This window comes from Bordetella genomosp. 9 (assembly GCF_002119725.1).
Classification (GTDB): Bacteria; Pseudomonadota; Gammaproteobacteria; order Burkholderiales; family Burkholderiaceae_B; genus Bordetella_C.
Window position 1 is genome coordinate 4,151,411 of sequence record NZ_CP021109.1, and the last position, 12,731, is coordinate 4,164,141.

Genomic DNA, 12,731 nt, shown 5'->3' on the forward strand with positions numbered 1-12,731 from the left:
GCAGGGTCAGGCTCCGCGCATCGCACAGGGCCATTGGCCCTGCCGGCGGCGCGGCTACCCCGGGGCCGGCGTGCTCGCCCTGGCATGATGGTTGCGCCCAACCGTCGTTTCACCTGTCAGGGAGTCAGCAGCATGACGCGTATCGTCCTGTTCGAGAACATCCACCCCAGCGGCGTCGCCGTGTTCCGCGATGCGGGCTACACCGACGTACGCACCTATTCCTCGTCCCTGCCGCCGTCGGAACTGCGCGCGGCGCTCGAGGGCGCGGACGTCGTGGGGATCCGGTCCCGCACCCATCTGGATGCCGGCATCTTCGAGACGTTCACGCGGCTGCAGGTGGTGGGCTGCTTCTGCATCGGCACGAACCAGGTCGATCTGGACAGCGCGCTGCATCACGGCGTGCCGGTGTTCAACGCGCCGTTTTCGAATACCCGTTCGGTGGCCGAGCTGGTGCTGGCCGAAGCCGTCCTGCTCCTGCGGCGCATCCCGGAAAAGAACCTGCGCGTGCACCAGGGGCATTGGGATAAGACCGCGTCGGGCGCCTACGAGGCGCGCGGCAAGACCATGGGCGTGATCGGCTACGGCAACATCGGGTCGCAGGTCGGCACGCTGGCCGAAAGCATGGGGATGCGGGTCGTCTATTACGACGTGGAAGCCAAGCTGCCGCTGGGCAACGCCCATCCGGTCAATACGCTGGCCGAACTGCTTGCGCAAAGCGATGTGGTGACGCTGCACGTGCCTGGCGGCCGCAGCACCGAAAACATCATGAACGCCGAAACGCTGGCGCAGATGAAACGCGGCGCCATCCTGATCAACGCCTCGCGCGGCACGGTGGTGGACATCGAGGCCCTGCATCAGGCGCTGACGTCGGGCCATCTGGCCGGCGCGGCGCTGGACGTTTTCCCGACCGAACCGAAAAGCGTGGACGAGCCGCTCGCCAGCCCGCTCATCGGCATGCCCAACGTCATTCTGACGCCTCACATCGGCGGAAGCACGCAGGAATCGCAGGAGAACATCGGCCGCGAAGTGGCGGAGAAACTGGTGCGCTACCTGCAGTCCGGCACCACCAAGGGCGCCGTGAACTTCCCGGAACTGCCCTTTACGGAACGCAGCGGCAGCGCGCGCATTCTGCACATCCACAAGAATGTGCCGGGGGCCCTGGGCACCCTGGACAACCTGCTGGCGCAGCACCACCTGAACATCGTCAGCCAGAACCTGCAGACGCGCGGCGACATCGGCTATGTGGTCACGGATGTCGACGGGGAAGTCAACGACGACATCATGAAGTCGCTGTGCGCCCACCCGGTGACGATTCGCTGCCAGCGGATCTGATGGCGGCCGCCTCGTGCAGGCAGCCCGCCATGCGGGCCGCCACGCCGGCCGGGTCCGCGGAACGGCGGATGGCCACGCCGATTTCGCGGTCGAAACCCGCCGCGCCAAGATCCAGCAAACGCAGACCCGCCGTGTTCAGCTGGCGCGTGCGCGGCATGAGCGCAACGCCAAGCCCTGCCCGCACGAGGTTGGCGATGGCATCGATCTCGTCCAATTCCACCGCCTCATGCACCGCGATGCGGTGACGGCGCAAAAAGGCATCGACAAGGCGGCCGCCGAACGAGGCCCGCTCATAGCGGATGAACGGCTGCGTCGTCAATGCGTCGCGCCACGAAAGGCCGGCCAGCGATGCGGGCGCGGCCAGCACCATCGGCTCGGCCAGCAGCGGCCGCCACGCCAGTTCGGGCGGCAGCTTGAAGGGCGGCCGTATCAAAACGGCAAGATCGATCTCTCCCGAGTCCACCTGTCCAAGCAGGGATAGCGAGACACCCGGGACGATGCGCACGCTGACGTCCGGGAACTCGGCCCGGAAGCCGCGCAAGGCAGTGACCATGAGGTCCTGCTGCACCGACGCGATGGCGCCCATGCGCAGCGACCCCGTTACGTGGCCGGGCCCCGCCTGCGCCGCCATGCGGTCCACCATGGCCAGCACTTCTTCCGCCTGCGCCAGCATTTCGCGGCCGGTGTCGTTCAAGGCCGCCGCCCGCCCGGTACGGTCGAACAGAGACACGCCCAGGAATTCCTCCAGGCGGCGAATCTGCGCGCTGACGGCCGACTGCGTCAGCCCGAGCTGGCGGCCCGCGCCGGTAAAGGTGCCGTCGCGCGCCACGGCGACGAAAGTGCGGAACTCCGTAAGCATCGATAAATTTTATGGCAAGCCCAAAGAAATATCGTTTTTCAATCAAAAAAATAATCCATAAACTGCGGCTTTGCGATCCTTCATGCAATCACCGGAGTCTTGAATGAGTGCCCAACCCAGCGCCCAGCCGGCCATGCCCCCGTTCCACCTGGCCTTCCCCGTCCGCGACATCGCCGAAGCGCGCCGTTTCTACGGCGAGCTGCTCGGCTGTCCGGAAGGCCGCAGCGCCCCGGAGTGGGTCGATTTCAACTTCTACGGCCACCAGATCGTCGCCCATTTGGCGCCGGAGGAGTGCGGCCACAAGCAGACGAGCCCGGTGGATGGCCACGACGTCCCCGTCCGTCACTTCGGCGCGGTGCTGTCGATGCCCGAGTGGGAAGCGGTGGCCGACAAACTGACCAAGGCCGGCACCAAGTTCGTCATCGAACCGTACATCCGCTTCAAGGGCGAAGTCGGCGAACAGGCGACCATGTTCTTCCTGGATCCGTCCGGCAACGCGCTGGAACTGAAGGCCTTCAAAAACATGGACATGCTCTTCGCCAAGTAAGGCGGGCAGCCCGTGGACGAGACGGTTCACATGCCGGCGCCCGACTGGCGCATCCATCCGCAGGGCGACCGCTGCCTGCTGGTGACTTTCGGCGAATCGATCGATGCCGAGACGGGGCGCCGCTGCCTGGCGGTGGCGCGCCTGCTGCGGGGCGCGGGTCTGCCGGGCGTGACCGACGTGGTCCCTTCCTTCGTCGCGGTGGCCGTGCACTACGCGCCCGGCCCCGATGGCGCGGGGCCGACCTACCTGGAACTGGCCGGACGCATCGAAGCCATGCTGCACGCCGGGATCCCGGCTGGCGAAGACACCGCGCGGGATATCGAGATTCCTGTCCACTATGGCGGCGAGCACGGGCCGGATCTGGAAGACGTGGCCCGCGCCACCGGGCTGACGCCCGATGAAGTCATCGCGCTTCATACGCAGCCGGGCAACATGGTGTTCATGCTGGGCTTCGCTCCCGGCCACCCCTACATCGGCGTGCACGACGAGCGTTTGAATGTGCCGCGCCGGGCAACGCCGCGCACCGCGGTGCCGATGGGCTCGGTCGCCATCGCCAACCGCCAGACCGTGATCTATCCCAGCCGCCTTCCCGGCGGATGGAATGTAATCGGCGTCACGCCCCTGCGATTGTTCGATCCGGCGCGCGAGCCGGCGTCGTTGCTCCAGCCGGGCGACCGCGTGCGCTTCGTTGCGCTGTAGGTTTGGACGAGCCCACCCGGGGGCCTGCGGAGGATGACATGAGTCTTTGTGTATTGAAGCCCGGGCTGCTTTCGTCGTTCCAGGACTTGGGGCGGTTTGGCTATCAGCATCAAGGCATTCCGGTGGCGGGGGCGATGGACGCGCGCGCGCATCGGCTGGCGAGCTTGCTGGCGGGCAACGATCCCGCGCGTACCGCTTCGCTTGAGATTACGCTGCAGGGGCCGGTGCTGCGCTTCGAGCAGGCGGCGTGTTTCGCGCTCAGTGGCGCCTCGCTGGGGGCGGCCTTGAACGGCAAAGCGATTCCCATCAACCGTCCGCTGCTGGCGCGAGCGGGCGATATCCTGGCGTTCGGCGCGGCGGGCGGCGACGCGTCTTTGGACGGCGCGCAAGGACTGCGGGCGTATCTGGCTGTGCATGGCGGCTTCTCCTTGCGGCGCGTCATGGACAGCGAAAGCACCTATTTGCGCAGCGGCTTCGGCGGCTACGAAGGCCGTGCGTTGGCCAAGGGCGACGTGGTCGGGCTGCGGCGCGCGGTCAACGCGACGGCCCTGGATGAACTGGAGAACGCACTCTGGCAGATGCGGCTTTATCTACCCGGCACTCTGACCGCGCAGCCGCGCGCCACGGTGCGGGCGGTGCCGGGCCGTCAGTGGGATGACTTTACGCAGGCGGCGCGCGATGCGTTCGCCGGCGAACCATACGTTGTCACGCCTCAATCCGAACGCATGGGTTATCGGCTGCAAGGGCCCGCGCTGGCGATGACGCAACCCAGGCAGATGCTGTCGGAAGCGACCTGCTTCGGCACGGTGCAGGTGCCGGCCGACGGCGCGCCCATCGTATTGATGGCCGATCGCCAGACCACCGGCGGCTATCCCAAGATCGCGCAGGTGGCCAGCGTCGATCTGCCGCGCTTGGCACAGACCGCGCCGGGTAGCACCATACGCTTTGAAATGATTTCCCTGGACCAGGCGCAACGGCTGGACGGCGAGCGGGAAACCGCTTTCGCGCGGCTGGCCGACGCGCTGCAGGGACTGCGCGCGCTTTACGCGCGGCACACATCCGAATCTCAATAACGGAGCATGCCATGGCCTTATCCATCGACTTGAACTGCGACATGGGCGAAAGCTACGGCGCCTGGCGCATGGGCAACGACGAAGAGGTGCTGCAGTACGTTTCGTCGGCCAACATCGCCTGTGGCTTCCATGGCGGCGACCCTGGCACCATGCGCCGCACGGTGGCGGCCGCCCTGGCGAAAGGCGTGGCGCTGGGCGCGCATCCGAGCCTGCCCGACCTGGCCGGCTTCGGCCGCCGCGTCATGCAGATCACGCCTTCGGAAGCCTACGATATGGTGGTCTACCAGATCGGCGCGCTGTCCGCCGTCGCGGCGTCGCAGGGCGCACGGCTGCATCACGTCAAGGCGCACGGTGCGCTCTACAACATGTCGGCCAAGGATGTTGCGTTGTCCGAGGCGATCTGCCGGGCGATCCGCGACGTCGACGCCAGTTTGGTGCTGTATGGCCTGGCTGGCTCCGAGCACATACGTGCGGCCGAGAAGATCGGCGTGCAGGTGGCGCAGGAAGTCTTCGGCGACCGCTCCTACCAGAACGATGGTTCCTTGACGCCGCGCAGCCGCCCGGGCGCGATGATCGAGGACCTGGACACCGCCGTGGCGCAGGTGCTGCGCATGGTCACGGAGGGCAAGGTGCGTTCGGTCGATGGCAATGACGTGCCGGTCAAGGCGGACACGCTGTGCATCCACGGCGACCAGCCGGGCGCCCTCGCCTTCGCGGCCGGCATACGATCCGCCCTGGAAAAGGCCGGCGTCGCCGTTCGCACGGTGGGCGCAACGGCGGCGGAGCCGGCCGCCTGACCCGCCTTGCGCCGCGCCGCTATCGCGGACGCATCAGCGGGCCGGCTGCGCGTCGTTCAATTGCGCCGCATAGGCACGCACGACCAGCGGCAGGATCCAGCGGGCGCATTCGCGCCGCGCGGCCGCGGCGCCATCGAAGTCGCGCCGCTCCAGCGCCTGCAGGATGCGCCGCAGGTAGCCCGCAAGCGCGCCCACGTCCGCGCCCTGGCGCGACAGGTTGTAGCGCAGCGGCTCGCAACGTTCGTTCAGACGTTTCACCGCTTCGGCAAGCGGCGGGTTCTGCACGAACTCGACGATATGCAGGAATGCGTCGCGCATGATGGAAAGGTGGCTGGCGGCGTCGCGCAGCGGATCGCGGGCGGTAAGCCGTTCGCAGGCGTCGCGCAGCGAAGACAGCAAAGGTTCGACGTCATCGCAGCGCGCCACTTCGCGCATGGCGTACGACTCCAGTTCGCCGCGCAGCAGATAGATCTGCGCGATTTCCCGTTCGGTATAAAGCACCACGCGAAAACCGCGGCGCTGCTGGTGCGTCGCCAGCCCATTCAGTTGCAGCAGGCGCAGGGCCTCCCGTATGGGGCTGCGGCTCGTGCCGAAGCGCCGTTCCAGCTCCTGCTCCCGCAGCGGTTGGCCTGGCGCCAGCGTGCCGTCGATGATCATTTGGCGTATCCGCTCATAGAGCACAAACGGAATGGTCGCCGGCGGCTTGATGTCCATGCTTGCTCTCGCGTTGGAAAGAATCATCTGTTCCATGCTCGTCTCATCCTAACCCGATGATACATCCGGATAGAAAATGAAACGCGCCGAAGGCGAGATCAGGTGGCGGCGGTCGTTGCGATGAACTCCCCGAGCTTGCCAAGGTCATGCGACCAAAACAGAGAAAGACCGCGCGCCTGCGCCTGTTCCAGGTTCAACACCTTGAAGACCCCCGCCAGCGCGGCGGCGGGCACGACCTGCGCGGTGCCGAACTGCTTGATCCAGTATTCGGCCTTGACCGCGGCATCATTGTTCAGGCGCTTCACGCTGTTGGTCGCGCTGTTGGAAACCTTGCACTCGATCGCCAGCAGCCGCGTGTCATGCAATCGCACCACGACGTCGGCCTTGCGTTCGCCGAGCTGGCATTCGGCGCAGAACTGCATCGGTTGCGGTCCCCGGACGATGGTATTGATGGGCACGGCCGGCGCTTCGGTGAACCCGAGTGACCGCAGGTAGTCCTTGACCTTGGTCTCCTGGGTGTCCTTGCCTTCGTTGCGGCGCTCCGTCGCGATACGCTGCGCGGCCAGCAGTACGGACGACGCCAGCAAGGCGGCTTCGCGCTGCGGCGCCGTCGGGGCCTCTCCCCTTTCCACCCATGGGAACCGGTGCGGGTCGATTACCCGCTCGATCACGTCGAACACCTTGCGCAAGGCATTGCGGTCCTTGCGCAGTACGCCCGGGGCGGTGGATTCGACGTCGGCGATCACGCGCAGATCGTCCTCGGAAATCGGCGGGCCCGCCAGGTAGCGCATGGCCTCGCCCAGGCCAGCGCCATAGGCGTCGGCAAGCTTGTCGTCCGTGATCGCGCCCGGGGCAAGATCATCCAGTTTGCCGAACAGCAGTTCGAACTTGCTGCGTGCGTCGTCGTAGTGCGTCTGCCAGGAATCGGAGGCGGCCAGGCGTTCGGCCCGGAACTGGGCGGCGGCGATGGCGGCCTCTCGGGCCAGCTCCGCCGCGCTCCATCGATGAGGGACTCGTATCATGCAAGCAATGTGTCGGGACCCGGAATGCGCAGGCGCTCGATTTCGCGGGGTTCGAATTTCGTCAGGCCGCCGGCGTAGGTCCTGCCGCTTCCGGTGCGTATGTTCGTATTGAGCCACGCCACCAGGCTGGCGAGGATGGCCGGATCCAGGGGCGTCCGCGGATAAAGGCCATGCGCGATGTTGATGTGGCGGGCATCGCAGCTATTGCGGGTGAATTGCGGCGGGCGGCGCGCCATGTAGGTGCACAGAATGGGCGCGGGCGCCTTCAAGCCCACGGACCACCAGGCCTTGCGGTGCCGCGCGATGTAGCCCTGATCCGCGCCGCAGCGCCTGGCCCACGCCAGAAACGCGTCGATGCGTTCGCGTTCGTCGCGGGAAAACCCGTCCAGTTCGGGCGGCAGGTCGATCACCCGCCGCAGGTCCACGGCCGAGCGCAGGTCCGCGCCTGCCTGTATCAGCTCCCTGGCCTTGGTGACCGCCGGCAGCTTGACGCTGTCCGGCAGCGCCCGCGCATGCTCGCCGGCAATCCAGATGTTGTTCGCCCCGGTGACCTGGCCCCGATGGACGCGGAACAACTCGCCCAGTTCGATTTCGCCGCCGGCGACGGCCGGGGACGGCCGCACGATGATGGACCAGCGCGGCGCGGCTTGCAGCTGCTGCCGCGGGACGCTCACCCCTTTCTTCAAGCCATTGAGCTGCGCCAGCCGGTCCACCGCCCGCACGCGCACAGGCTCGTCCTGTTCGCCGATGCGAAAGCAGGTGATCGCGGCGGTGGTGGCGGTGCCCGGAAAGGCTTCGACGCGGGGCTCCAGCACGTGCAGCGCCAGCCCGCCCAACTCATCGAGCAGCAGCTTGCGCAGGGCGACGCCGTAATTGACGTCCAGCCATTCCGCGGACGTGATGAACACGCCGACGTCGCCCGGCCGTGCAAGCAGCCGCGTCTGCAGGAAGAAATGCAGGTGCAGTCCCGCCAGCGAGCTGGCCTTGATGCCGAATTGCGCGAACTTCCGGGCATACCAGGCTTTCCACGCTTCACCGATATCGTGATGCCGCACGTACGGCGGATTGCCGATGAAGGCCGTCGTCCCGGCGCAGCGCGGCAGCCTGATATCGCGATAGTCCTTGACGAGCACCGTCGCGCGGTCTGTCCAGCCACGCGCGGCAAGGTTGGCGCGCAGCATCAGGGCGGCAAGAGGATCCACTTCCACCGCGACCAGCGCGGCGTCCGGAAAGCGTTCGCCCGCGGCCAGGATGAAGCGGCCCGAACCCGCGCCCGGATCGACGATGCGGGCCGGCACGGCTTCGCCGGCCAGCCATGACGTCATGGCGCGGACGATGGGAGCCGGCGTGTAGATGGCGCCGTCGGCGCGCCGGTCCACCGCCCCGCGGATGGAAGAAAAGGCATCGCCCAGGGGGTCGCTGCCGCGGTTGATCGAGGCGCGGACGCGTTCGATATCGCGGGGCCCGGGGACAAGCCCGTGGGCCTGTCTGGCCAGCCTGCGCTCATTGGGCGTCAAGCCAGCCTGTCCGCCGATGAGCGCCAGACACAGGCCGACCAGGTCCTGTTCGCTCTGTAGTTTCAATTCCCGGTCTTCCGTATCGGCACACAGTGCCCGCAGAAAAAAGCGGGACGATCATACTGTAGCGGGCCATCGCAGAGCAACGCGGCGCTCGGCGCGGAAAGCGCGCCGCATGCCGCGTTGCCGGCTCAGACCAGTACGCGCTCGATGCCGCCGGCGTTGGCCTGCTTGACGTAGTTCTGCATCCATTCCTCGCCCAGGATGTGCCGCGCCATCTCGACGACGATATAGTCCGCGTCCATCGCGGTATCGCCCTTGTAGCGCGACAGGCCCTGCAGGCACGACGGGCAGGACGTCAGCACCTTGACCTCGCCGTTGAAGCCGTCGGCACGGATCGCGTCGCCGCCCTTGCGCAGTTCTTCTTCCTTGCGGAAGCGCACCTGCGTCGAGACGTCCGGCCGGGACACCGCCAGCGTGCCCGATTCGCCGCAGCAGCGGTCGCTCTTGATGGCGCCGTCGCCCACCAGCGATTTGACCGTCTTCATCGGATCCTGCAGTTTCATCGGCGTATGGCAGGGATCGTGGTACATGTACCGCACGCCCTGCACGCCATCGAGCTTGATGCCCTTTTCCAGCAGGTATTCGTGGATGTCGATCAGGCGGCAGCCGGGGAAGATCTTGTCGAACTCATAGCCGGCCAGCTGGTCGTAGCACGTGCCGCAGCTGACGACCACCGTCTTGATGTCCAGGTAGTTCAGCGTGTTGGCGACGCGGTGGAACAGCACACGGTTGTCCGTGATGATCTGGTCGGCCTTGTCGTTCATGCCGGCGCCGCGCTGCGGATAGCCGCAGCACAGGTAGCCTGGCGGCAGCACGGTCTGTACGCCGGCGTGCCACAGCATCGCCTGCGTGGCCAGCCCCACTTGCGAGAACAGGCGTTCCGAGCCGCAACCGGGGAAATAGAACACGGCCTCGGAATCCGCCGACGTCGCGCGCGGGTCGCGGATGATAGGCACGTAGTCCGGGTCCTCGATGTCGAGCAGCTTGCGCGCCGTCTGCTTCGGCAGACCGCCAGGCATCTTCTTGTTGACGAAGTGGACCACCTGTTCGGCGATCGGGCGCTTGCCCACGGTGGCCGGGGGATGCCTCGTCTGCTTGCGGGCCAGGCCCGACAGCAGATCGTGCGCGGCGCGCTGCACCTTGTACCCGACGTCCACCATGGCCTTGCGCGTCAGGTTGATGGTGGCCGGATCCTTGGCGTTCAGGAAAAACATCGCGGCCGACGTGCCGGGGTTGAAGGACTTGCGTCCCATGCGCCGCAGCAGCGCGCGCATGTTCATCGACACGTCGCCGAAATCGATGTCCACCGGACAGGGGTTGTAGCACTTGTGGCAGACGGTGCAGTGGTCGGCCACGTCCTCGAACTCTTCCCAGTGCTTCAGGCTGACGCCGCGCCGGGTCTGCTCCTCGTACAGGAAGGCTTCCACGAGCAGAGAGGTGGCCAGGATCTTGTTGCGCGGCGAATAAAGCAGGTTGGCGCGCGGTACGTGCGTCGCGCACACCGGCTTGCACTTGCCGCAGCGCAGGCAATCCTTGACCGATGCCGAGATGGCGCCGATGTCGCTTTGCTGCATGATGAGCGATTCATGGCCCATCAGGTTGAAGCTGGGCGTCCAGGCGTGCGTCAGGTCTGCGCCGGGCATCAGCTTGCCGGCATTGAAGCGGCCGTTGGGGTCCACGCGGCGCTTGTAATCCTGGAAGGGCTGCAGCTCTTCCTGCGTCAGGAACTCGTACTTGGTCAGGCCGATGCCGTGTTCGCCGGAAATCACGCCGTCCAGGTCGCGCGCGATCCGCATGATGCGCTCGACGGCCTCGTTCGCCTCGCGCAGCATGCCGTAATCGTCGGAGTTGACCGGAATGTTGGTGTGCACGTTGCCGTCGCCAGCGTGCATGTGCAGCGCGACGAACACGCGGCTCTTCAGCACGCGGGCATGGATGGCCCGCATTTCTTCGAGCACCTTCTGGCACGCCGAGCCCGAGAAAATGCGCTGCAGCTCGGCCAGCACTTCGGTCTTCCACGACACGCGCACGGTGCGGTCCTGCACCACGTCGAAGACGCGGGCGCCCGGCTGCGCCGCGATGCGGTCGGCCAGGGCTGCCTGCATGTGGCCCAGGCCCAGAGTCGCCATGTCGGGCAGCGCCTGGGTCAGCGGCTTGTCCAGTTCATTGAGCAGCCACTGCCAGCGCGCCCGCGTCGCGGCGATCAGAGCGCGGGCCTGCGCGGTGCGTGCGGCCAGCACTTCGGCACGGGTGATTTCGGCATCTTCCGCGTCCTCGGCCTTGCCCAGCGGCAGCGGCTCGCGCAGGAAGGCGTCCAGCTCGTCCAGCAGGCGCAGCTTGTTGCGCGTGGACAGCTCGATGTTGATGCGTTCGATGTGGTCCGTGTATTCCCCCATGCGATTCAGGGGGATCACCACGTCCTCGTTGATCTTGAAGGCGTTTGTGTGGCGCGCGATGGCGGCGGTGCGCGACCGGTCGGCCCAGAACTTCTTGCGTGCCTCGGCGCTTACGGCCACGAAGCCTTCGCCATGCCGCGTATTTGCCAGACGCACCACCTCGCTGGCGGCCGCGGCCACCGCGTCTTCATCGTCGCCGACGATGTCGCCGATCAGCACCATCTTGGGCAACACGCCGCGCTTGCTCTTGGTGGCGTAGCCCACGGCGCGCAGGTAGCGCTCGTCCAGGTGCTCAAGACCGGCCAGGATGGCGCCGCGCTGCCTGCCTTCGTGGTCGAGATAATGCTTGACCTCGACGATCGACGGGATAGCGTCGCGCGCCTGGCCGAAGAATTCCATGCAAACCGTGCGGGTATGCGCGGGCATGCGATGCAGCACCCAGCGCGCCGACGTGATCAGGCCATCGCAGCCTTCCTTCTGCACGCCCGGCAAGCCCGCCAGGAACTTGTCCGTCACGTCCTTGCCCAGGCCCTCCTTGCGGAAGCGGCGGCCTTCGATTTCCAGCACCTCGGTACGCAGCAGGGTTTCGCCCGGCTTGCCGCGGCCATCGAACCATTTGAGCTCGAATCGCGCGACCTCGACGTCGTGGATCTTGCCCATGTTGTGGCCCAGCCGCGTCACTTCCAGCCAGTTGCCGTCCGGGTCCACCATGCGCCACCACGCCAGGTTGTCCAGCGCAGTTCCCCACAGCACGGCTTTCTTGCCGCCGGCGTTCATGGCGATATTTCCGCCCACACAGGAAGCTTCTGCGGATGTCGGATCGACGGCGAACACGTAGCCGGCCTGCGCCGCGGCATCGGCCACCCGCTTGGTGACCACGCCCGCGCCCGTGAAGACGGTTGCCACGGGCGTCTCGACGCCGGGCAGCGTGGTCAGCTCCACCTTGCCCAGCGTCTCGAATTTTTCGGTGTTGATGACGGCGGACTTCCACGTGAGCGGAATGGCGCCGCCGGTATAGCCGGTACCGCCTCCGCGCGGGATGATGGTGAGCCCGAGCTCGAAGCACCCGCGCACCAGGGCGGCCACTTCTTCCTCGCTGTCCGGGGTCAGCACGACGAAGGGATACTCGACGCGCCAGTCGGTGGCGTCGGTGACGTGCGCCACCCGCGACAGGCCGTCGAATTTGATGTTGTCGCGCGCCGTGATGCGGCCCAGGGTTTTCTGGGTCTGGCGGCGCAACTGGGCGGTCTCGTCGAAGCGCGCCTCGAACGCCGCGACCGCGGCGCGGGCGCGCTCGATCAGCTGCAACACCTTTTCGTCGCGATAGAGATCGCGGCCTTCCTGGAACTCGATGCGGCCAGGCTCGCGGCGCTTGTCGATCTCCGCCAGGCGGTGATGCAAGGCATCGATCAACATGCGGCGCCGCTTGGGGTTGTCCAGCAGGTCGTCCTGCAGATAAGGGTTGCGGCTGACCACCCAGATATCGCCAAGCACCTCGTAAAGCATGCGCGCGGAGCGGCCGGTACGGCGTTCGGATCGCAGGTCGGTCAGCAACTGCCAGGCGTCTTCACCCAGCAGGCGGCCAACGATCTCGCGATCGGAAAAAGAGGTGTAGTTGTAGGGGATCTCACGCAGGCGGGTGCCCGGTGCCGGCGGAATCGCCGCATTCAGTAACTGGCTGGCGAGGGGGGCATTCATGGAGACAGAGGCGG

Annotated in this window: 10 protein-coding genes; 5 read left to right on the forward strand and 5 right to left on the reverse strand. The window is 66.7% G+C overall.

Going from position 1 to position 12,731, the window contains the following annotated elements:
• The first annotated feature begins 132 nt into the window (after positions 1-132).
• A complete protein-coding gene (gene serA, locus CAL13_RS19055; RefSeq protein ID WP_086058782.1) occupies positions 133-1,332 on the forward strand; it encodes a phosphoglycerate dehydrogenase in 1,200 nt (399 codons plus the stop codon).
• Here serA and CAL13_RS19060 read toward each other — a convergent pair.
• A complete protein-coding gene (locus tag CAL13_RS19060; RefSeq protein WP_086058783.1) occupies positions 1,280-2,191 on the reverse strand; it encodes a LysR substrate-binding domain-containing protein in 912 nt (303 codons plus the stop codon). The two genes, serA and CAL13_RS19060, sit on opposite strands and share 53 nt — an antisense overlap.
• A 103-nt stretch (positions 2,192-2,294) precedes the next feature.
• Between CAL13_RS19060 and CAL13_RS19065 the strand changes: the two genes are divergently transcribed.
• Genes CAL13_RS19065 through CAL13_RS19080 form a run of 4 tightly spaced genes read left to right on the forward strand, consistent with a single transcriptional unit; the run spans position 2,295 to position 5,307 of the window.
• Positions 2,295-2,738 carry a VOC family protein gene (locus CAL13_RS19065; RefSeq protein ID WP_086058784.1) on the forward strand — a complete coding sequence of 148 codons (444 nt, stop codon included), beginning with the start codon at positions 2,295-2,297 and terminating at the stop codon, positions 2,736-2,738.
• 12 nt (positions 2,739-2,750) lie between these two features.
• Positions 2,751-3,437, forward strand: a complete 687-nt coding sequence (pxpB, locus tag CAL13_RS19070; protein WP_420042404.1) for a 5-oxoprolinase subunit PxpB — start codon at positions 2,751-2,753, stop codon at positions 3,435-3,437.
• Positions 3,438-3,475: 38 nt separating this feature from the next.
• On the forward strand, positions 3,476-4,510 hold the full coding sequence (locus tag CAL13_RS19075; protein WP_086073240.1) for a biotin-dependent carboxyltransferase family protein: 1,035 nt from the start codon (positions 3,476-3,478) through the stop codon (positions 4,508-4,510).
• An 11-nt stretch (positions 4,511-4,521) separates the two neighbouring features.
• Complete coding sequence (locus CAL13_RS19080) at positions 4,522-5,307, forward strand: LamB/YcsF family protein (RefSeq protein WP_086073241.1); 786 nt, start codon at positions 4,522-4,524, stop codon at positions 5,305-5,307.
• Between the two features lie 33 nt (positions 5,308-5,340).
• Here the strand turns inward: CAL13_RS19080 and CAL13_RS19085 are convergent, their stop codons facing one another.
• The 4 genes from CAL13_RS19085 to CAL13_RS19100 form a co-directional block, all read right to left on the reverse strand.
• On the reverse strand, positions 5,341-6,057 hold the full coding sequence (locus CAL13_RS19085; RefSeq protein ID WP_232467704.1) for a GntR family transcriptional regulator: 717 nt from the start codon (positions 6,055-6,057) through the stop codon (positions 5,341-5,343).
• Between the two features lie 62 nt (positions 6,058-6,119).
• Positions 6,120-7,043 carry a XamI family restriction endonuclease gene (locus CAL13_RS19090; protein ID WP_086073242.1) on the reverse strand — a complete coding sequence of 308 codons (924 nt, stop codon included), beginning with the start codon at positions 7,041-7,043 and terminating at the stop codon, positions 6,120-6,122.
• Positions 7,040-8,626, reverse strand: a complete 1,587-nt coding sequence (locus CAL13_RS19095; protein WP_086073243.1) for an Eco57I restriction-modification methylase domain-containing protein — start codon at positions 8,624-8,626, stop codon at positions 7,040-7,042. Before CAL13_RS19095 ends, CAL13_RS19090 begins: the two co-directional genes overlap by 4 nt.
• 125 nt (positions 8,627-8,751) lie before the next feature.
• Positions 8,752-12,717: a DUF3683 domain-containing protein gene (locus CAL13_RS19100; RefSeq protein WP_086073244.1), complete on the reverse strand. Its 3,966-nt coding sequence runs from the start codon at positions 12,715-12,717 to the stop codon at positions 8,752-8,754.
• Positions 12,718-12,731 lie beyond the last annotated feature (14 nt).